This window comes from Vibrio harveyi NBRC 15634 = ATCC 14126 = KCTC 12724 (assembly GCF_001591145.1).
Lineage (GTDB): Bacteria > Pseudomonadota > Gammaproteobacteria > Enterobacterales > Vibrionaceae > Vibrio > Vibrio harveyi.
Map to the genome: position 1 here is coordinate 62585 of NZ_BCUF01000024.1, position 22286 is coordinate 84870.

At 46.2% G+C, this 22286-nt stretch carries 17 protein-coding genes; 14 read left to right on the forward strand and 3 right to left on the reverse strand.

Annotation, left to right across the window (positions count from 1 at the left end; genetic code table 11):
* Window position 1 precedes the first annotated feature (1 nt).
* Entirely contained in the window at window positions 2–1027 is a 1026-nt protein-coding gene (locus tag VHA02S_RS13865; RefSeq protein ID WP_005434432.1) for an ABC transporter permease subunit, read from the reverse strand.
* An 820-nt stretch (window positions 1028–1847) separates the two neighbouring features.
* Here VHA02S_RS13865 and VHA02S_RS13870 point away from each other — a divergent pair.
* The 14 genes from VHA02S_RS13870 to VHA02S_RS13935 all read left to right on the forward strand — a co-directional run bounded on the left by VHA02S_RS13870 (window position 1848) and on the right by VHA02S_RS13935 (window position 19705).
* The gene (locus tag VHA02S_RS13870; protein ID WP_038897706.1) at window positions 1848–4331 is read left to right on the forward strand and encodes a TonB-dependent receptor; all 2484 of its coding nucleotides are present in this window, start codon (window positions 1848–1850) and stop codon (window positions 4329–4331) included.
* 69 nt (window positions 4332–4400) lie between these two features.
* Entirely contained in the window at window positions 4401–5165 is a 765-nt protein-coding gene (locus VHA02S_RS13875; protein ID WP_005448454.1) for a DUF3450 domain-containing protein, read from the forward strand.
* A gap of 3 nt (window positions 5166–5168) precedes the next feature.
* Window positions 5169–6530, forward strand: coding sequence for a MotA/TolQ/ExbB proton channel family protein (locus VHA02S_RS13880; RefSeq protein WP_005448456.1), 1362 nt, complete (start codon window positions 5169–5171; stop codon window positions 6528–6530).
* Window positions 6531–6539: 9 nt separating this feature from the next.
* A complete protein-coding gene (locus tag VHA02S_RS13885) occupies window positions 6540–7067 on the forward strand; it encodes a MotA/TolQ/ExbB proton channel family protein (protein WP_005448458.1) in 528 nt (175 codons plus the stop codon).
* Window positions 7068–7092: 25 nt separating this feature from the next.
* Complete coding sequence (locus VHA02S_RS13890) at window positions 7093–7500, forward strand: ExbD/TolR family protein (protein ID WP_005430119.1); 408 nt, start codon at window positions 7093–7095, stop codon at window positions 7498–7500.
* Window positions 7501–7504: 4 nt separating this feature from the next.
* Window positions 7505–8134, forward strand: coding sequence for an energy transducer TonB (locus VHA02S_RS13895; protein WP_005430078.1), 630 nt, complete (start codon window positions 7505–7507; stop codon window positions 8132–8134).
* A gap of 11 nt (window positions 8135–8145) precedes the next feature.
* The gene (locus VHA02S_RS13900) at window positions 8146–9360 is read left to right on the forward strand and encodes a tetratricopeptide repeat protein (protein WP_038897705.1); all 1215 of its coding nucleotides are present in this window, start codon (window positions 8146–8148) and stop codon (window positions 9358–9360) included.
* Between the two features lie 364 nt (window positions 9361–9724).
* Complete coding sequence (gene gmk / locus VHA02S_RS13905; protein WP_005430186.1) at window positions 9725–10348, forward strand: guanylate kinase; 624 nt, start codon at window positions 9725–9727, stop codon at window positions 10346–10348.
* 163 nt (window positions 10349–10511) lie between these two features.
* The gene (gene rpoZ, locus VHA02S_RS13910; RefSeq protein ID WP_005379346.1) at window positions 10512–10784 is read left to right on the forward strand and encodes a DNA-directed RNA polymerase subunit omega; all 273 of its coding nucleotides are present in this window, start codon (window positions 10512–10514) and stop codon (window positions 10782–10784) included.
* A 39-nt stretch (window positions 10785–10823) separates the two neighbouring features.
* Window positions 10824–12944, forward strand: coding sequence for a bifunctional GTP diphosphokinase/guanosine-3',5'-bis pyrophosphate 3'-pyrophosphohydrolase (gene spoT / locus VHA02S_RS13915; protein WP_005434453.1), 2121 nt, complete (start codon window positions 10824–10826; stop codon window positions 12942–12944).
* 53 nt (window positions 12945–12997) lie between these two features.
* Window positions 12998–13681 (forward strand): tRNA (guanosine(18)-2'-O)-methyltransferase TrmH, encoded by a 684-nt coding sequence (trmH, locus tag VHA02S_RS13920; protein ID WP_038897704.1) that lies wholly within the window; start codon window positions 12998–13000, stop codon window positions 13679–13681.
* Between the two features lie 131 nt (window positions 13682–13812).
* A complete protein-coding gene (gene recG / locus VHA02S_RS13925; protein WP_017189969.1) occupies window positions 13813–15894 on the forward strand; it encodes an ATP-dependent DNA helicase RecG in 2082 nt (693 codons plus the stop codon).
* 205 nt (window positions 15895–16099) lie between these two features.
* The gene (locus VHA02S_RS13930) at window positions 16100–18061 is read left to right on the forward strand and encodes a S9 family peptidase (RefSeq protein ID WP_009698968.1); all 1962 of its coding nucleotides are present in this window, start codon (window positions 16100–16102) and stop codon (window positions 18059–18061) included.
* A gap of 252 nt (window positions 18062–18313) precedes the next feature.
* Entirely contained in the window at window positions 18314–19705 is a 1392-nt protein-coding gene (locus VHA02S_RS13935) for a uracil-xanthine permease family protein (protein WP_038897703.1), read from the forward strand.
* A 243-nt stretch (window positions 19706–19948) separates the two neighbouring features.
* Here the strand turns inward: VHA02S_RS13935 and envZ are convergent, their stop codons facing one another.
* Window positions 19949–21241: a two-component system sensor histidine kinase EnvZ gene (gene envZ / locus VHA02S_RS13940; protein WP_005448471.1), complete on the reverse strand. Its 1293-nt coding sequence runs from the start codon at window positions 21239–21241 to the stop codon at window positions 19949–19951.
* A 125-nt stretch (window positions 21242–21366) separates the two neighbouring features.
* On the reverse strand, window positions 21367–22086 hold the full coding sequence (gene ompR, locus VHA02S_RS13945; protein WP_005430151.1) for an osmolarity response regulator transcription factor OmpR: 720 nt from the start codon (window positions 22084–22086) through the stop codon (window positions 21367–21369).
* Window positions 22087–22286 lie beyond the last annotated feature (200 nt).

A 22286-nucleotide genomic window follows, 5' to 3' on the forward strand; every position in this document is an offset into this window, starting at 1 on the left:
ATTACGCTCCAAACTTCACACGTGGGTCGACTAAAGCAACACAGATATCTGAAATGATATTGCCGATCAGCAGTAATACCGCGTTGATAGCTACGATGCCCATTACTACAGGATAATCGCGCTCCATGATGGACTCATAACCAAGCAGACCGATGCCATCAATGTTGAAAATTACTTCAATAAGGAATGCACCTGTCATAAAGAACAACAGAGAGTTACCGAAGTGAGAGGCGATAGGAATTAAGCTATTGCGTAGTGCATGCTTACGTACCGCTTTCTTAAATGGCAAACCTTTCGCAATGGCAGTACGAATGTAATCAGATGATAGGTTTTCCATTAGGTTGTTCTTCATCGTCATCGTCAACGTTGCAAAATCACCGATGAGATAACAGATCAAAGGCAGCACCGCGTGCCACATAATGTCTTTCGCTCGCTCAAAAAAGGTCTCATAGTCATCAAAATCATCACCAACGAAGCCTCCCATCGGGAACCACTCTAGGTGATAACTGAACAAGGTAATAAGGAGGACACCTACCACATACCCAGGCAAGGCGTAACCAACGAAAATAAGAATAGAAGACGCGGAGTCAAACACGGAACCGTGCTTCAACGCTTTATAGTAACCAAGTGGGATAGAGATAAAGTAACTGATAAAGAAGGTCATCCCACCATAGAATAAGGAGACAGGTAGACGCTCCGCAATCATGTCTGATACTGGCTCGTAGTAACGTGTTGACTCACCTAGGTCCAGCGTCACTAAGCGGCTCAGCCATTCAACATACGCTTCCATAACTGGCTTATCTAAACCATAGAAAGCATTAAGCTCCGCGATTTGGTCATCGGAAAGAGCGGTGTTACCACCCGCAGAAGTCATTGATGCGGCACCATCACCTTGCGCTTGCATTTGAGACAGCATGCGCTCAACCGGACCACCAGGTACGAATCGCGTGATAGCAAAGATAAGAATGGTAATTCCGAGAAACGTTGGAATCACCAACGCCAATCGACGTAAAAAGTACGACAGCATATACAACTTGCTCCTTGTCTACTGTCCATTATTAGGCGGGGTTGGAGAGGAAAGATCCGGCCCAAAATGGTGCATTTCTATCCCGTAGTAACTAAAGCTGTTGAAACACACTCCCTGAGTTTCAAAAGTCAGTTTTTTCTACTACTGCAATAATTTCAGCGTCATATTTATCTTGAATCCGAGCAAGCTTCAAGTGTTTGAATCCAAAACATGACAAACTTCTTCCGATGTCGAAAAACAGAAATGTTTTTGTAAATAATTATAAAAAACCACAAAAACAATTCATACAGAATATCAATCTAGGCACTTTAGAGCCAAAAGCCTATATAAACATGCAGATATCCAGAATAAATAGACAAAAGCACCTAAGCGATATTTGACCTAAAAATACGAGTGAGCCCTTTGATAACGGTGGGTATCATATTCTGATACCATCCAGTGCGAGCGAGTTAACATACCTACCATTCCGTAAAAAGCGTAGATCAGAATTATTCTCTAGATATACACCCATTTTCAGTGCTAATCGCCCACTTAAAATCCATAGGCGATATAAGTCATTAGTGTTTACAAGAAACACAAAATACGGTGTTTTATTAAGATTTGATCTCGATTTATAAACGTCATGCAGTAAATTATTCTGTGATTTAGGTCACTTTTGGTTTTTTACATCTTTTTTACATTTCTTTATCTCTGTTTACCACTGGTTTGACTTCCTTTTTCATCTCAGGTATACATGTTCCGAACGTTAACGAAATATTAACGTCACAATTGGTCGTTATATGGCCAGACATAGGAAATAATAATAATCGGAGCAACAAGGATGTATAAAAACACAACCGCTTTATCTGTTGCGATCAGCCTTGCACTGGGAACCGCAGCAGTGGCACCTCTAGCAGCACAGGCAGAAGAGCAGCAAGTTGAACAACTTCAGAAGATGAAGGTAACAGGTTCACGTATCTCCACTACGGACATGGAAGGTCCAAACCCAGTAGACGTATATACAGCAGATGACATCGCTAAGATGGGTGCTGTAAGCGTAGATGATGTTCTACGTGGACTAACACAGAATGGTGCAGGCAGCTACGGCAGCTCATTTACTAACAGTTTTGCTGCAGGTACTTCTGGTGTTTCTCTTCGTGGTCTTGGTGCGAGCCGTACTCTAGTTCTACTTAACGGTCGCCGTGTAGCAAACTACGCGTTTGCACAAAACCTAAACGACACTTTCGTTGACCTAAACTCAATCCCACTTTCAGCTGTTGAGCGTATCGACGTTCTTAAAGATGGCGCATCAGCAATCTACGGTTCAGATGCTATCGGTGGTGTAGTAAACGTAATCCTTAAGCGTGACTACGAAGGCTTTGATGTTCGCCTAAACGGTGGTCAAACATCTTACAGCGATGGTGAAGACCTAGATGTTACGCTAACTGGCGGTAAAACATTCAATGACGCAACAAACATCATGGCGTCTCTAAACGTTGTCCAAAAAGGCAACATCATGATGAAAGATCGTCCAAACACGAAAACTGCTGACCACTCTTCTCAAGGTGGTTATGACTGGCGTAGCTCTGCAGGTACACCAGGTCGTGTTTACAAAGAAGATGGTACATGGGAATCACTATGTACTGGTGGTAGCGCAGAATGTAACTACAACTACAACGAAGAAATTGCAATGATCCCAGAAAGTGATCGTTACAACTTCCTAACTAGCCTTAACCACCAACTAAACGAAGATACCAACCTGTTTGCGGAGCTAAGTTTAAACCGAGTTGAGTCAACAACTATCTCGACACCGACGCCAGACTTCCAAAACGTGACTATCTCGAAAGACAACCCGAACAACACGTACGGTGAAGACGTCACTATGCGTCACCGTATTCTTGAAGCTGGTAACCGTATCAACGAAATCACAACAGATTCTATCCGCGTTGTGGCAGGTGCAGAAGGTTACGCAAACTGGTTTGATACTGACGTAGACTGGACAGCTGATGCTGGTTACCACTACACAGAAACCGAAAACGTAGGTAAGAACTACCTAACAATCGCAGGCTACCAAGCGGCGATCGACAGCGGTGCTTACAACCCATTCGTTACGAACAACCCATCATCATCACTAGACGGTGCTCGCGTTGAAACAAAACGTAAGGGTGAATCTAAACTTGGCTTCATCAACGCTGGTGCTTCTTTCCCAGTATTCGAGCTATCAGGCGGTGACGCATACGTTGCTGTTGGTGGTGAGTTCCGTTACGAAGCAGGTTCTGATACGCCAGACGCAAGTGTTGAAGCAAACCAAATCGTTGGTAGTGGTGGTACAAGCTCTGATGGTGACCGTACTGTATTTGCAGGTTACGTAGAACTTGTTGCACCGGTTATCGAAGAAGTGGAAGTACAACTTGCTGGTCGTGCAGAGCACTACAGCGACTTTGGTTCAGCATTCAGCCCGAAAGTGGCAGTTCGCTACCAACCAATGGATGAAGTGCTATTCCGTGCATCATACAGCCACGGCTTCAAAGCACCGACTCTACCAGAAGTTAACGCGGGTGCATCTACAAGCTACCAAACACTTTACGACCCGCAAACTGACACTCGTGGTCAATACCGCGTTGTTAGCCAAGGTAACAAAGACCTAGATGCGGAAACAGCACAGTCATTCAACATCGGTACTGTAATCGAGCCGCTTGAAGACCTATCTGTAAAAGTTGATTACTTCTACATTGTGAACGATGACAAGATCGACACACTAGGTGCACAGAAGCTTATCGACGAAAACAGCCCTAACGTTGTTCGTAAAGCGAACGGTGATATCGACTACATCCTAGATGAGTACGTGAACGTTGCTAAGCAACAAGTAAGCGGTATCGATAGTGAAGTGAAGTACGACCTATCAACTGATAGCTACGGTGACTTCCTAGTGAAACTAGCTGGTACTTACAACATTGAGTACAAGCAAAGTGACTCAGACGGCAACCTAGAAGATTACATTGGTACTTACTTCGGTGGTCCTCGCTTCAAAGGTAAAGCAACGCTTGGTTACGGCTACGAAGACTTCGCATTCACAAACATCGTGAACTACACACACTCTTACGACACTCGTTACGAGACTGCAGAGCACTCTGAAGTTGACGCTCTAACAACTTGGGATACACAGCTTGCGTACACAGGTATCGAAAATGCAACGATTGCTGTTGGTATCCGTAACGTAACTGACGAATTGGCGCCATTCTACAATGAAGCAGAAGGCTACCACTTCGCATTCCACGACAACACAGGCCGTTTCTACTACCTACAACTTGAATACGGCTTCTAAAAACCTTTTTGGCGCGGGGCTTTCCCGCGCCCTTATCGACTGACTTTATACACTGACAAGGATGCTACTATGACGTTAAAGAGATTTGGCGTGAGTGCTATTACCGCTGCACTGCTGTCTGTAAGTGCTGGTTCTATAGCGGCAGATTCAGGTTCGGTAATTTCTACTCAAGCAAAAACCAACACCTCTGCACAAGTTTCTCAACAAAAAATCGACGGATATGCTGAAAGCGCGGAAAGCATGCTAGCTGAATACAAAGGCTTGCTTCGCCAAATCGACAGCATGAAAGTCTACAACGAGCAAATCAATCGTATGGTTCAATCGCAACAAGGCGAGTTGGATTCATTAAACAACCAGATTGCTCAAATCGACCAAACAGCGACAGAAGTTGTACCTCTAACGCTTAAAATGATCGATGCCCTAGATGAGTTCGTTACTCTTGATCTTCCATTTCAAAAAGAAGAGCGCACCAAACGTGTTACTGAGCTGCGTGACCTAATGGATCGTGCAGATGTAACGACTTCAGAAAAATTCCGTAAAGTGATGGAAGCGTATCAAATCGAAGAAGGCTTCTCTCGCTCCATTGAATCTTACAAAGCTAGCCTAGAGCGCAACGGTGAAACCGTGACTTACGACTTCCTACGTATTGGTCGTACTGCGCTTCTATTCCAATCTCCGGATGGCGGTGAAACAGGCATGTGGAATCAACAAACCCGTCAATGGGAATCACTACCTGAAAACTACCGTATCGCTGTACAGCAAGGCCTTCGTATCGCTAAGAAACAAGCGCCACCAGCGCTGATCAAACTGCCTGTATTTGCTGGGGAGGAATAAGAAATGAAAGGATTCAAAACTCTAGCCGCTGGTTTGCTAGCGAGCTTATTCATGATTTCTGGTGCGCAAGCTGAAGCACCTAAAAACCTATCTGAGCTACTGAAAAACGTAAAATCAGAAAGTATTGTTGAATCAAAAGAGAACAAAGCTCGTGAAGCTGAGTTCAAAAACAACCGCGACAAGCAAGCTGCATTGCTACAACAAGCTCGTGACGAGCTAGCTGCCCAACAAGCACTTGGTGATGAGCTAAAAGCAACATTTGATGAAAACGACAAGCAGCTAACTGAGCTAACTGAAACACTTCGCGTTCGTTCAGGTACTTTAGGTGAGATGTTTGGTGTGGTTCGCCAATATGCGGGTGAATTTAAAGGTCTATTTGCAGCTTCGCAAAACGCCGTTCTTTTCCCTGAGCGTGACGTACTACTTTCTAAACTAGCGGAAAGTAAAGAACTGCCATCTACGCAAGAACTTGAAGCGTTTTGGCACACAATCCTACAACAAGTAGTCGCATCAGGTGATACAACAACAGCTCAAGCGACCGTTGTATACGGCGAAGGTAAAGAAGCGGTACGTGACGTAACCCTAGTGGGTGAGTTTAACGCAATCGCAGATGGCAAATACGTAACTTACGTACCTCAAACTGGTAAGTTCGAAGAGCTATCACGTCAACCGAGCAAGAACATCACTCGCCTAGTTGGCGGTTTTGAGGCAGCAGAAGGCACATACGAACCACTATTTATCGACCCATCTCGTGGTGTGATTCTGTCTCTACTAGTACAAAGCCCTACCGTTCAGGAGCGTATTGACCAAGGTGGTATCGTTGGTTACGTAATCCTAGCTATGGGTGCAATTGGTGCACTGATCGCACTCGTTTGTTACCTACGCCTACTCGTTATCGGTGGCAAAATGCGTAAGCAAGCGAAATCAGACACTGTTATTCCTGGCAACCCTCTGGGTGAAGTTATCCAAGCTTACCAAGAACATAAAGGTGACAACCTTGAAGATCTTGAAGCGAAACTGGACGAAATCATCCTACGTAACGCACCGAGCATTGAACGCTTTATCAGCTCAATCAAACTGTTCGCTTCTGTAGCACCACTTCTAGGTCTACTGGGTACGGTTATGGGTATGATCGGTACGTTCCAAGCAATCACACTATTTGGTACAGGTGATCCTAAGCTAATGGCTGGCGGTATCTCAGAAGCACTTGTTACTACGATGCTTGGTCTGGTTGTCGCAATTCCTCTACTGTTCCTGTACACCATCGTACACAGTAAAGGTCGTCGTTTGGTTCAAACTCTTGAAGAACAGAGTGCAGGCTTCATCGCTCGCTATCAGGAAAAACTGCATAAAGCCGAAAGCTAAGGAGGCGTTATGTGGTGGTTAGTTGGAGAACTTGAATCAATCAGACGCTTCTTGGGAATGGGTGGTGATGTACTCGTCGCCATCTTTATCCTCAGCTTCATGTTGTGGGCAGTATTGCTAGAACGTTGGTTTTACTTCGCTGCCGTCGCTCCAAAAGCAATGAAAAAAGCCGTTGGCTTTTGGGAAGAGCGCTCAGAACATAAAAGCTGGAACGCTAAGATGATCCGACAAGAAATCGTTTCTCGTCAGGATATTGAGAATAAAAAGGGACTACCAATCGTTAAAGTACTGATTGCGCTTTGTCCCCTACTTGGTCTACTCGGCACCGTTGTCGGCATGATTCAAGTATTCGATATCTTAGCGGTTACAGGTACAGGAAGCCCTCGAGCAATGGCCTCGGGGATCTCAAAGGCAACAATCCCAACATTAGCGGGAATGGTGGCTTCACTATCAGGACTGTTCTTTAGTACTCGTCTTGATCATTTAGCCAAAGTCACCACGCAGAAGCTTGAAGACAAGCTAAAGCACATTGCCTGAGTAAACGGAATTAGAGGTATAGGTCATGAAGAGACGCTATAGCAATGACAGCAGTGATGAAGCTGCTATCGATATGACACCGATGCTCGACATCGTCTTCATCATGTTGATCTTCTTTATCGTAACAACATCGTTCGTTAAAGAAGCCGGTCTAGAAGTAAATCGCCCAACGGCTAGCTCAGCGCAAACCGTGAAGAAAGGTAACATCATGGTTGCCATTGGTGCCGCTGGTGACGTTTGGGTTGATAAACGTCGCATCGAAGTAGACGCCGTACGTGCAAACATCGAACGTCTACGTGCAGAAAGCCCAGATGGTGCAGTTGTTATCCAAGCGGATACTGAAGCTAACGCTGGTGTAGTCGTGAAGGTTATGGACCAGATTAAGATGGCAGGTGTAGAAAGCATCTCCATTGCCGCAACCAATAAGGATTAAGCCTATGCGGTATCTGGCCTCAATTGCACTGGCGCTCATTGTCTCCCTCGGATTGTTCTGGGGGATGGACAAGCTAGTAAACAAAGAGCGCCACGAGCTAGTGTCGAATGATGATCTACGTATGGTTGAATTCATTCGCATTAAACCGGACGAAAAAATACAGGAGAAAAAGCGCGAACTACCAAAACCACCACCGCCGAAGCGTCCGCCACCGCCACCTGAAATGAAGGTGACGTCAACGGTCAAACCGGTGATGGATCAAATCCCGATGGACATGCCGAAACTTGATCTACCAGTTAATGTTACGGGTGGCTCAGTACTTGGTCACTACTCTCAGGGCGGTGGTTCAGTTGCGGGATCGGGTGGTCCAGTACCATTGGCGACTTTCCAACCTCAAATGCCTCGTAAAGCGGCGAAGTCAGGTCTAGAGAAAGGCGTGGTATTGATTGAATTCACCGTTAACGCTCGCGGCGCGGTTGAAGACATCAAGGTAGTAAAAGAAACACCTCGTCGACTTGGTTTAGGTAAAGCAGCAAGAAAGACCGTATCGAAATGGACTTTCAAACCTAAGATGGTTGATGGACAACCGGTGGCCTCGCGCATGGCTCAAGAAATTGAGTTCACCACCAACTAGGGAGTCACAATATGAAATTACTCAAGACATTGCTGGCTTCTGTTGCGTTAACAATGGGTGTGCTTAGCACACCTGTTGTTGCCAAAGATTCGCCACAGCTTTCTGATAAAACATTTAAAGTCGTTAACAAAGTTCAAGAACTGATTGCGACTGAGAAATACTCTGATGCAATCGAAAGGTTGAACAAGGCACTCGGTAAAACTTCAAAGAAGTATGACCGTGCAGTACTGCTGCAACAGATGGGCTTCTTGTACTCAATGAGAGACGACTATGTAAAGGCATCTAAGTACTTTGCAGAAGCGCTTTCTCTGGATGCTCTTCCAGTACCCGTTGCACAGCAAGTTCGTTACAGCCTTGCTCAGTTATATCTTGCTGAAGAACAGTTTAAGAAATCGGTTAAAACCATGGAAAAGTGGTTTGCCGTAGCTGAAACAACGAAAGAAAAACCACAAGCACACGCTTACATCACGCTAGCAAGTGCTTACGTTCAAATGGAAGACTACCGTAAAGCAATCGCACCAACTAAAAAAGCGATTGCAATGACGAAGAATCCAAGTGAATCGTGGTACATGCTTCTGATGGCTTCTCATTACGAGCTAGGTCAAATGAAGAGCGTTGCAAGTGTTCTTAAGATCCTAACCACTAAGTACCCACAGAAAAAGCGCTACTGGATGCAACTTTCTGGTACTTACATGGAGCTGAACCAAGACAAGAATGCACTTTCTGCTTTAGAAATGGCGTACAAACTGGGCTTGTTTGAAGAAGAGAAAGAGTACTTACGTCTAGTCAACTTCCTTGCTTATCAAGAGATACCTTACCGCGCGGCGAAGATTCTAAAAGATGAAATAGCAAACGGTAATATCGAAACAAACCAAGAAAACTTAGAGCGTTTAGCGTCATTTTGGCAGCAGTCGAAAGAGCTTGATAATGCGATTGATACCTATCAAACCGCTTATCAACTGGCTCCTAAGACAAAGAGCCAGCTAAAAATTGCCCGTTTGATGATTCAAGCGAAGCAATACCAAGCTGCTTCTAAGTTTGCTGCGACGCCTGCCTCTGACGCATCGCGCTCGCAAGCCGCAGAATTGCAATACATCCGCGGCATGGCTTTCTTTGAATTGAATCAGCCAACTCAGGCGCTTAAATCAATGAAGAAAGCAGCACAATCGGATTCGATGAGACAAGTAGTGAGTCCATGGATCAACTACCTAGAGTCGCAAGGCTAATAGGCGCTCATCATCTGCAAAGTAGTAACCAAAGTGGTTGTGGTTGCTCCGAAAATTAAGTGTGAGTCAGTCGCACGCCTGGGGAAGTGAAAGCTTCCCCTTTTTTCGCTTCTATATATAGAGGGTGAATTCATACCACACCTCAAAGATCCAAAAGATCGGCTAGCAACATCTGGGAGATCATGATACTCTTCGCCTCCATTTTTCTGGCGGGTTTATCACCAATCTCAAGCAGTTTGATGAAGAAATCATCAACGCCAGTGCTATCGTTATACCAATCTCGTGAATAAACGTCGTTGGCATGACAACAAGGTCGAGACTTCTTTCGGCATTCACTCAATCCAACCAAAAGTGGAACAGTACAATGGGCAAAGGTACTCTCTATATCGTATCTGCACCTAGCGGCGCAGGTAAATCTAGCTTGATCTCAGCAATGTTGGAACGTAACCCAACATATGCAATGAAAGTGTCTGTGTCTCATACTACTCGTGGCATGCGCCCTGGCGAAGAAAACGGTATCCACTACCATTTCGTTGCAAAAGAAGAGTTTGAAGCTCTGATTGCACAAGGCGACTTCCTAGAATACGCAGAAGTGTTTGGTAACTATTACGGCACATCACGCGTATGGATTGAAGAAACGCTAAACAAAGGCATCGACGTTTTCCTAGACATCGACTGGCAAGGTGCACGTCAAATCCGTGAGCAAATGTCAGAAGCGAAAAGCATCTTTATCCTGCCACCATCAAATGGTGAGCTAGAACGCCGTCTAAACACTCGTGGTCAAGACAGCGAAGAAGTGATCGCAAAACGCATGGCAGAAGCAAAATCTGAAATCTCACACTACAACGAGTACGATTACGTAATCGTAAACGATGATTTCGATACTGCATTAATGGACTTTAAAGCCATCCTACGTGCGGAAAGATTGAAGGAAGAAAAGCAAGCTGCTAAATATAAAGGTATGCTTGATGCGCTTCTAGCAGAGTAATTCTGCACTGAAACACAAATTTTCGCTTCTTTATTACGGTAAGGAAGCTTATATTGCTTATATAGAAAGTCATTGTTGTTGCACGTCTTATCGCTAGTAAATATTACGCTGAGACTGTATACTTTCTCGTCATTCAAAATTTAGTTAACTATTTGGAGTCCTCATGGCACGCGTAACTGTTCAAGACGCTGTTGAAAAAGTTGGCAACCGTTTCGACCTAGTACTGATTGCGGCTCGCCGCGCTCGTCAAATGCAAACTGGCGGTAAAGATGCACTAGTGCCAGAAGAGAACGATAAGCCAACGGTTATCGCTCTACGCGAAATCGAAGAAGGTTTAATTACTAAAGAAGTTCTAGACGCTCGTGAACGTCAAGAACAGCAAGAGCAAGAAGCGGCAGAGCTAGCGGCAGTAAGCAGCATCGCTCACAACCGTTAATTCTGACTTTAGAATTCAACAACCTCCCGGGCCTATAATTTGTATCTATTCGATAGCCTCAAAGACGTTGCCCAAGAATACCTAACAGAGCCTCAAATTGAGGCTCTGCGTCAATCTTATGTGGTAGCAAGAGATGCCCATGAAGGGCAAACCCGCTCAAGCGGTGAACCATACATCATCCACCCAGTCGCTGTGGCTCGAATCTTGGCCGAAATGCGCCTCGATATCGAAACCCTCCAAGCTGCTTTGCTGCATGACGTCATCGAAGACTGTGACGTTACAAAAGAAGATCTCGAAGAGAAATTCGGCAATACCGTCGCTGAGCTGGTTGATGGTGTATCTAAACTGGACAAACTCAAATTCCGCGATAGGAAAGAGGCTCAAGCCGAGAACTTCCGTAAGATGGTTCTGGCGATGGTGCAAGACATCCGCGTTATCCTGATCAAACTGGCTGACCGTACGCACAACATGCGCACGTTAGGTGCCCTGCGCCCCGACAAAAAACGCCGTATTGCTCGCGAAACACTGGAAATCTACGCGCCGCTGGCTCACCGTCTTGGTATTCACAATATCAAAACGGAACTTGAGGAGCTTGGCTTCGAAGCGCTTTACCCGAACCGCTACCGCGTTCTAAAAGAAGTGGTAAGAGCGGCACGTGGTAATCGTAAAGAGATGATCCAACGTATTCACAGCGAAATTGAAGGTCGACTCGAAGATGTTGGCTTGAATGCGCGCGTGTTAGGTCGTGAAAAGAACCTGTTCTCCATCTATAACAAGATGAAAACCAAAGAACAGCGTTTCCACACCATCATGGATATCTATGCTTTCCGAGTGGTTGTTGATACTGCCGATACTTGTTATCGCGTTCTAGGCCAAGTACACAGCTTGTATAAGCCACGTCCTGGTCGTATGAAAGATTACATTGCGGTACCAAAAGCGAACGGCTACCAATCGCTACATACTTCTATGGTTGGCCCACATGGCGTGCCAGTTGAAGTTCAGATCCGTACCGAAGATATGGATCAAATGGCGGACAAAGGTGTCGCTGCGCACTGGTCATACAAAGACAAGGGCGACAAGTCTGGCACAACAGCGCAAGTGAAAGCTCAGCGTTGGATGCAAAGCCTGCTTGAGCTACAACAAAGCGCTGGTAACTCATTCGAATTCATTGAAAACGTAAAATCGGATCTTTTCCCAGATGAGATTTACGTCTTCACACCAAAAGGTCGTATCGTTGAATTGCCATTAGGCGCAACGGCTGTCGACTTTGCCTATGCCGTACATACTGATGTCGGTAACTCTTGTGTTGGTGCTCGTGTTGACCGTAACCCTTACCCACTAAGTAAGGCACTGAAGAACGGTCAGACAGTAGAAATCATCAGTGCACCAGGTGCGCGTCCAAACGCGGCTTGGTTAAACTATGTCGTGACTTCTCGCGCTCGCACTAAGATTCGTCAAGTATTGAAGACCATGCGTCGTGAAGAATCGATTACCTTAGGTCGTCGTCTACTGAATCACGCTTTAGGTCGTCATTCGATTGATTCAATCTACCCAGAAAACATCCAAGAAGTGCTGACTGATCTGCGCCTAGAAAGCGTCGATGATCTGCTAGCAGCCATTGGATTGGGTGAATTGATGAGTATCGTCATCGCACGTCGCTTATTGGGTGACACTGATGAATTGACCACCACAAGCTCGATTCCAAACGAATCTAACAAGAAACTGCCAATCCGTGGTGCAGAAGGTCTGCTACTGACTTTCGCAAATTGTTGTCACCCTATCCCGGATGACCACATTATCGCTCACGTATCGCCAGGTCGTGGTCTTGTGGTTCACCGTGAAACGTGTCCAAACGTACGCGGATACCAGAAAGAGCCGGACAAATACATGGCTGTCGCTTGGTCTGAAGAGTACGACAAAGAGTTCATCGCGGAACTGAAAGTCGATATGCTCAATAACCAAGGTGCGTTAGCGGAATTGACCAATGTGATTTCGAAAACCGGTTCGAACATTCATGGTCTTTCAACCGAAGAACGCGACGGTCGCTTGTACACCGTTACCGTTCTGCTAACCACCAAAGATCGTGTTCACCTTGCTGGCATCATGCGTAAGATTAAGACCATGCCACAGGCGACTCGAGTCAGACGAAGAAAGAACTAAACTCTATCGCCACCCACACTCTGGGTGGCGATTTTTTTATATCCCTATTTATTATGAATTTAGAACGTTACAACCGCATCCATCAGGTGTTAAAAGCACGCCAAACCGACCTCACCCTGTGCCTTGAAGAAGTTCATAAGCCGAACAACGTTTCTGCAGTGATCCGTACCGCTGACGCAACAGGCTTACACAAAGTTCATGCGATTTGGCCCGACAAAATGCGCACACTGACCCACACCTCAGCAGGGGCACGCAACTGGGTTGAAGTGGATACTCACGATTCGATTGAAACTGCGATTACCGAGCTCAAAGCACAAGGCATGCAAGTTCTGGTCACCAACCTTTCGGACACCGCGGTCGATTTTCGTGAGATCGACTACACCAAGCCAACGGCAATCATTCTGGGTAGCGAAAAAATTGGCGCTTCAGAGCAAGCGAAGAAACTCGCAGACCAAGACATCATTATTCCAATGATCGGTATGGTGCAGTCTTTAAATGTCTCAGTCGCCAGTGCTGTGATTCTTTATGAAGCGCAGCGTCAGCGTGAAGCCGCTGGTATGTACAAACGTGATGAAAGCGCACTGCCAAAAGAGACCATCAACCGCATTCTGTTTGAGCGAGGGCATCCGGTCTTAGCAAAAGTAGCGAAACGCAAAGGGCTAGAATATCCACAACTTGATGACGAAGGCCAAATTGTGGCTGACGAATCGTGGTGGAAAGAGATGCAAAGTAAATAATCAACTTTTGTTATCCTGAATAGCGACGAAGGAGCGAAACTCAACTCCTCACGAAGCTGTATTTTTCCCTGTACAAAAACACAGCTTCGTGGTTAACATACTGCTATGTTAACTATTTTCTTGAGCCCACTATGTCTGCCCAAATGTTATCTGCTATTCCTTTAACCTCTCTGTCTGGAGTTGGCGCCAAAGTCGCAGAAAAACTCGCCAAAGTTGGCTTGCATAGCGTTCAAGATCTACTGTTCCACCTTCCTCTTCGTTACGAAGATCGCACTCGCATTTACCCAATAGCCAAGCTGCATGCCGGGCTCTGGGCGGCAGTACAGGGCAAAGTCATGGCTGTCGATACTACTTTCGGCAAACGCAAAATGCTGACAGTAAAAATCAGCGACGGCAATGGCACCATTACTCTACGCTTTTTTAACTTTACTGCCGCGATGAAGAACAATTTCTCAAATGGTAAGTTAGTACACGCTTACGGTGAAATAAAGCGTGGTGGTATGGGCTTAGAGATTGTTCACCCTGATTACAAGTTTTATGTAAGTGAACAAAAGCCGGATGTGGAACAAAGCTTAACCCCCGTTTATCCAACCACCGATGGGTTACGTCAAATCACTTTGCGTAACCTGACGGAACAAGCCTTATCACTCCTCGATAAAGCCGCAGTGCAAGAGTTGCTGCCTTCCGGTTTGTACAATCACCAGATCACTATGTCGCAAGCGCTGCATACGATTCATCGACCGCCTCCAACCATTAATTTGGATGAGTTTGATGAAGGTAAACACCCAGCTCAAATTCGTTTGATCATGGAAGAGTTACTGGCGCAGAACCTCTCTATGTTGGCAGTGCGCAGCAAAGGACAACAGGACGTTGCATTGCCTTTGGCGTCGTGTGACTCGCTGAAAAAGCAACTACTGGCTCAATTGCCCTTCTCGCCGACCAATGCTCAAGCACGAGTCGTTAAAGAAATTGAAGCTGACTTAGAAAAAACGCACCCAATGATGCGCCTTGTTCAAGGTGACGTAGGCTCGGGGAAAACTCTAGTTGCTGCGCTTGCTGCCGTCAGAGCCATTGAACACGGCTATCAAGTCGCTTTAATGGCACCGACCGAGCTGCTCGCCGAACAGCACGCGATTAACTTCGCTAATTGGTTTGAGAAAATGGGCATTCAGGTCGGTTGGCTGGCTGGAAAATTAAAAGGTAAAGCCAAAGAAGCCGAATTGGCGCGTATTGCCAGTGGTGAAGCGCAAATGGTCGTGGGCACTCACGCCCTTTTCCAAGAGCATGTTGAGTTTCATCATCTTGCTTTGGTCATTATTGATGAACAGCACCGCTTTGGTGTCCACCAGCGCTTAGAGCTACGCGAGAAAGGCGCGAAACAAGGCGCTTATCCACATCAGCTCATCATGACAGCAACGCCAATTCCGCGAACATTAGCCATGACAGCTTATGCTGACTTAGAAACGTCGGTGATTGATGAGTTACCGCCAGGTCGAACACCAATCCAGACCGTCGCGATTCCAGACACCAAACGCGATGATATCGTCGAACGAGTGCGCAATGCCTGCTTAAACGAAGGCAAACAAGCGTATTGGGTATGTACCTTGATTGATGAGTCCGAAGTCTTGGAGGCTCAAGCTGCTGCCGACACTGCAGAAGAGCTGCAACGTAAACTGCCTGACGTAAAAATTGGTCTCGTGCACGGACGAATGAAGCCCGCTGAGAAGCAAGCGGTGATGCAGGATTTCAAAGACAACAAGCTGCATTTACTGGTCGCAACGACAGTGATTGAAGTAGGCGTAGACGTACCCAATTCCAGCCTGATGATCATCGAGAACCCAGAGCGTTTAGGTTTAGCTCAGTTGCACCAGCTTAGAGGTCGTGTTGGTCGAGGTTCAGTGGCGAGCCATTGTGTGTTGCTGTATCACTCGCCGCTATCAAAAACCGCCCAAAAACGTTTAGGCGTATTACGAGAAAGCAACGACGGCTTCGTGATTGCACAGAAAGACTTAGAGATTCGTGGACCGGGTGAGCTTCTTGGTACCAAGCAAACTGGCTTGGCAGATTTTAAAATTGCCGACTTAGTGCGAGATCAGCGCTTAATTCCGGAAGTTCAACGCATTGCACGTTACATTCATGACAACTACCCGACGAATGCGACCGCAATTATTGATCGTTGGTTAGGCGAGCGTGACATTTATTCTAAGGCGTAAACGGGCTGCGCCTTAGTAGTAAGACGTTTCTTTCACCAATTCGATAACTAAATCACATCTAAATTTCTATTCTATTGATTTTAAATATGTAAAATCAATAACGTTTTATTAACACAACACACAGATGCGTTGTGCTATCGGCTAGGTTAGTTAAGCACTACTGCTAACCTCCACTCTGATAATAAATACGTTTCAAGGAGTAGAAATGAAGAGTACCTGCCTTAGGCTGTTGGCTTCAGCCTGTATTCTAAGTAGTGGTTCAGCATTTGCTGACACCTCAGATATGGCGAAATTGTTCGCTAAAGGATCGAGCTTTTTTAACCCAAAACTCTCCCCTGATGGTAAATACCTTGGGGTCGAATCCAAAGTGGATGGTAAAGATGCGCTGGTCATTCTCGACGCACAAACAATGAAGCCAACCAACATGCTTCGATTCCCAGACAACGAGCAAGTAGCCGATTATTACTGGGTCAACAATGAGCGCGTTGTCGCTTCAAAAGAAACCTTCACGGGCTGGTTTACTCAACCCTCACCCACAGGTGAATTTGTTGCCGCGAATGTCGACGGTTCTAAAACCGCCTACCTGTTCGGTCCTCAACCACCACAAAGCGGCAGCAGCGTTTCTAAACGAGGCAAAGCCACTCGCGCCTTCGGCATCATGTTAGACCCAATGCCAAATGACGAAAAGCACATGCTGATTGCTGCGATTCCATACAACCGCTCATTTGACATGGAAGAGGAAAAAGACGTCTACAAAGTCAATGTCTACAACGGTCGCGCGACCAAGCAGATGTCCGCCCCTATCAGAAATAGCTATTTCCTAGTTAACCATGATAACCAAGTCGGCTTTGTAACGGGCTCTGGTGATGATCTCAAACTCAAGTCTTTCTATCGCAATGGCAACAAGTGGCAATCCATCGCGACATTAGACAAACTCAATTTAGAAGAACTAACCCCCATTTCCTTCGCCGAAAACAACCATTCGATTTATGCCGCAGCAAGTAAAGACGGCTCACCCCAAGCGATTTACCATGTTGATTTAAAAACAGGAAAATACAAAGAAGTGGTTGCCGGCGAAAAGGTTTCACCACATAACTTTTGGCTTGATCAGCAATCCAAGCAACTGTACGCCATTGAATATGAAAAAGACTATCCAACCTATGCCTTCGTGGACGACAAGCACCCGCTGAGCAAGCAGTTGAAGCAACTACTGGCGACATTTGAAGGTCATCAAGTCCGTATTCTTAGCCAAACAGAAAATGGCGATAAATTCATTGCTCTGGCATTTAATGACCGTAATCCCGGCGATTATTACCTATTCAACACCGATCCTGTCGAAGGTCGATACCTCTTCTCTGCACAGAAATGGCACGACCCGAAAAAAATGGCAGAAGTTCGTCCATTTGCTTTCACGGCAAGAGACGGGCAGGAAATCAATGCCTTGCTAACACTTCCACCGGGTAAAGCGGAAAAGGACCTACCTTTGATTGTGAACCCGCACGGTGGACCTCACGGACCGCGTGACTGGTGGGAATTCAATCCAGAGAACCAGTTCTTAGCTCAAAAGGGCTATGCTGTTCTGCAAATCAACTTCCGTGGTAGTGGTGGCTTTGGAGATAATTTTGAAGAACTTGGATACCGTAAATGGGGTACCAATATTCAATACGACATCATTGATGCCACTCGCCATATCATCAAGCAAGGTATTGCCGATGCCGATCGTATCTGTATTTCTGGCGGTAGTTTTGGCGGCTACAGCGCGCTTCAAAGTGCCATCGTCGAACCGGATCTGTTCCAGTGTGCAGTAGGCAGCTTTGGCGTCTATGACCTTGAAATGCTTTACACTGAAGGCGACGTAAAAGACCGCAAGTCAGGCGTTAACTATCTAGAAGAAGTGATCGGTCGTGATAAGAAAGAGCTTCAATCCATGTCACCCGTTCATCATGTCGACAAGCTAAAAGCAGACATTATGTTGGTCCACGGAGCCAAAGATGAACGAGCACCAATTGAACAATTTGACGCCTTAGTGGAAGCGCTCAAAGCGATCAATTATCCGCACAAAACAATGGTGATCGGCGATGAAGGGCACGGATTTTATAATGATGAGCACCAAGCCAAGTACCTTACTCAAATTGGTGAGTTCTTCGATAAGCACTTAAAAAACTAAACTCCCAATGTAAAACCTTAAAGGCGATAACCATTCCGTTCTCGCCTTTTCTTTTCAACCCAAAGCAAACGTTTGCTTTTTGAATAAATCCCTCTATAATCGCGCTCAAAATTTATGGTGTGCACCTTGTCACATCAAACCAACCTGAGTTGACACTGATTAACAGCAATCACAGGTCATAACGTCAACTCCACCCAGCACTCCCATTCAGCGAGCTCTGGGGCAAGAATTATTGCGACTAGCGAGACAAACATGACAACTTCAAACCGAACTTCGGAACTGGTCTATCAGTTAAACGATCGCCCACCACTACCTCAGACCATTTTTGCTGCACTTCAGCACTTATTGGCGATGTTCGTAGCCGTTATCACCCCTTCTCTGATCATTTGTCAGTCTTTGGGTGTGCCTGCTGACCAAACTAACACCATCATCAGCATGTCGCTGTTTGCATCTGGCGTGTCTTCCTTTATTCAAATTCGTACCTTTGGTCCTATCGGGTCTGGTTTGCTTTCAGTGCAGGGCACCAGCTTTAATTTCCTTGGTCCAATCATTGGTGCGGGTCTTTCTCTTAAAGCTGGCGGCGCGGACATCAACACCATGATGGCAGCAATTTTCGGTACTATCTTGGTAGCGTCTTTTGCAGAAATCCTGCTATCTCGCGTTTTAGAACACGCACGCCGCATCATCACGCCATTGGTATCTGGCATCGTCGTGACGCTTATCGGTCTGACGCTTATCCAAGTGGGTTTGGTATCAATGGGCGGAGGCTATGCTGCAATGGGCGATGGCTCTTTCGGTAGCCTAGACAAGTTAGCTCTCGCTGGCACAGTACTTGGCTTGATCGTAATCCTTAACCGCTCAAAGAACCCATACCTACGTGTTGCATCAATTGTAATTGCAATGCTGGTTGGCTACGTCATGGCATACTTCACGGGCATGGTCGACACTTCAACACTGGGCGAAACTGACCTCATCGCACTGCCGATCCCAATGCAATACGGCTTAAGCTTCGACTGGTCGTTGTTTATTCCACTGGTTCTGATTTTCTTCATTACGGCACTAGAAGCAATTGGTGACATTACCGCAACGTCTGAAGTTTCCGGCGAGCCTGTAAAAGGTCCGGTTTACATGAAGCGCATCAAAGGTGGCGTATTGGCAGATGGTCTAAACTCAGCCATTGCTGCGGTATTCAACAGCTTCCCGAACTCTACCTTCAGCCAAAACAACGGCATCATCATGCTCACTGGTGTAGCAAGTCGTTATGTGGGTTACTTCATCTCAGGCATGCTAGTAATTCTGGGGCTGTTCCCGGGCGTGGCAAGCTTTGTTCAGCTGATTCCAGAGCCAGTTCTGGGCGGCGCGACTATAGTGATGTTCGGTACCATTGCTGCAGCGGGCGTACGCATCATCTCTCGTGTCGACCTCGATCGCCGCGCAATCCTAATCATGGCACTGTCATTCTCGATGGGTTTGGGCATTGCACAAAAACCTGAAATTCTGCAATTCATGCCTGAGTTTATTAAGAGCATTTTCTCAACAGGTGTGGCAGCAGGTGGCATCACCGCTATCGTATTGAACCTACTGCTTCCAGAGAAATTGGAAGAGGAAGATGAGCTGGTAGCTCAAGAGATAAAAGAATCCTAATACCAATTACGTTAATTAGATGTTCAAGAAATTGCGCCGGTAAAATCACTTAGAACAAGGCAAAGATTGCAGCTAGCTAGTTACTCTACCTACAAAATCTTTAACACTGTTATAAGTGATTTTAACCAGCAAGAATGAGCAGATAATTGATGGAATTGGTATAATCTTGCACTAGGATGATCGGGGAGCCCAACCTAGTCATAGGTTGGGCTTTTTTATTGGAATCAGTTGAGCGAAGAAAGCTTACTTGGTTGGGAAGCTGATTTGCGCGCTTAACCCGCCTTCACTGCGGTTACGCACCACAACCGAGCCAGAGTGTTGACTGACGATGCGCTTAACAATGGCTAAGCCCAAGCCTGTCCCTTCACTGCCACGAGCAGTATCACCACGAGTAAAAGGTTCAAACAAGCGTGCGATTTGTGATTGCTCAATGCCTGGGCCATTGTCTTCAACACAAACCCACACCAGCTGTTTGTCGGCGGTGACGCCCGTACTGATTTTCACCCAGCCATTACCATAACGCAGAGCATTAACCACAAGGTTACTCACCGCGCGTTTAATCGCGATTGGACTGCCTTTCGCGGTTGGCATCGTAGGGTTGAGGTCAGTTTCGATTTCGACTTCATAACCCCCTTCCGACGTTGCTACATCGCTGGTAATGGTATTGATGTCCACCTGCTCAAACGACTCTTTATTTACTGGCTTGAGGTAGTCCATAAACTGACTGATGATCTCGTTACACTCTTCGGTATCACTGATGATGCCTTCGGCTAAGTAACTGTCTTCAGGTGACATCATTTCTGTCGCAAGGCGAATACGCGTCAGCGGCGTGCGTAAGTCGTGGCTGATGCCTGCCATCAGTAGCGCACGATCTTCTTCCAGCTCTTGAATGCCTTTCGACATCTGGTTGAATGCGCGAGTTACAGAGCGGATTTCTGAAGCACCTTTCTCTGGCAATGGCGGCGGAATTTCACCTCGACCTACTCCTTTCGCGGCTTTTTCTAGCGCAATCAAAGGTCGGTTTTGCAAACGGATAAACAACCAGCCACCAGCAATGATCAGAAGCGCCATGATCAAGCTGTTGCGGAACAGCGGAGCAAAATCTTCTTCTTGCAGTTCAGAGAGCGGAATACGGATGATGGAGTTCGGCAACTGATCGATACGCATCCACAGAATGTAGCTTTCACTGCCAAGCAGCAAACGCACTTCCGTTGGTGAGCCGAGCTCTTGCGTCATCTCTTCCGACATCAAATCAATCGACATCGCATGATTGAACTCATTCATCATCTCGCTATCGACGCTATGTACCGTCACGCCCAAGTTTTCCAGCAGTTGATGACGGAGTGGCGCATCGGACTTGAGTAAACCATCTTCATCGAGCACTAGATTCAATTCGTGAGCGAGAATTTTGTTGAACTGCTGCAAACTTGGCATCAACGCGTAGTTAAAAACGGCGTAGTAAGAAAAGACTTGGCTAGCGAGAAGCAAAGAGATGAACAGCAGAATGGATTGTGTAAATGAACTTCGGATTCGCATGGAGAATTCCTAATGGACTGTTCCTAGTGAACAACATTAATTGCGAGTTTCCAGCCCTCAAACAGGAAGGGGGTTTGAGGGTGGAATATGAGCAGCCGAGTATTATCGGCAGGCAGTAGAAGGTATTACGCTTCTTTGCCGTCTGGGACGAACACGTAACCTAAACCCCATACCGTTTGGATGTAGCGCGGCTTGCTTGGATCATCCTCTAGCATACGGCGTAGACGTGAGATTTGAACGTCGATAGAACGTTCCATCGCTGAGTATTCACGACCACGAGCCATATTCATCAGCTTATCGCGCGACATCGGCTCACGAGCGTTGGTCACAAGCGCTTTCAGCACTGCGAATTCACCCGACGTCAGTGGCATCGCTTCATCACCACGGAACATTTCACGCGTACCGAGGTTCAGACGGAAGTCACCGAACTCAACCACTTTCTCTTCAGTGCTTGGCGCACCTGGCAGTTCAACCGTTTGGCGGCGAAGTACTGCTTTAATACGAGCTAGCAGTTCACGCGGGTTGAACGGCTTTGGTAAGTAATCGTCTGCACCTACTTCAAGACCAACGATACGATCAACTTCATCGCCTTTCGCCGTCAGCATAAGGATAGGCAGCATGTTGTTGGCGTGACGTAGACGACGACAAATCGATAAGCCATCTTCGCCCGGCAACATTAAATCCAGCACCATAAGGTGGAAGTTTTCACGGGTCAGAAGACGATCCATCTGCTCGCCGTTAGCGACACTTCTCACCTGAAAACCTTGCTCAGAAAGGTAACGCTCCAAAAGAGCACGCAAACGAGCATCGTCATCAACCACTAATATTTTATGATTTTCCTGCATTGAAACATCCTTTCAGAGGCATCTATAGTCAAAAATGTATCACTGTTTTTTCAAACGTGCTTGTGCAAATTGTTACTCTTTTTATCTTAGCCACGGTTTTGATGATTTATTTCGACGTTTCGCATTATTTTTCTTCTCACCACAACAATTTACAGTCAGACAAAATCAAGGCTGCTATACCCAAGTGACATCAAGATACA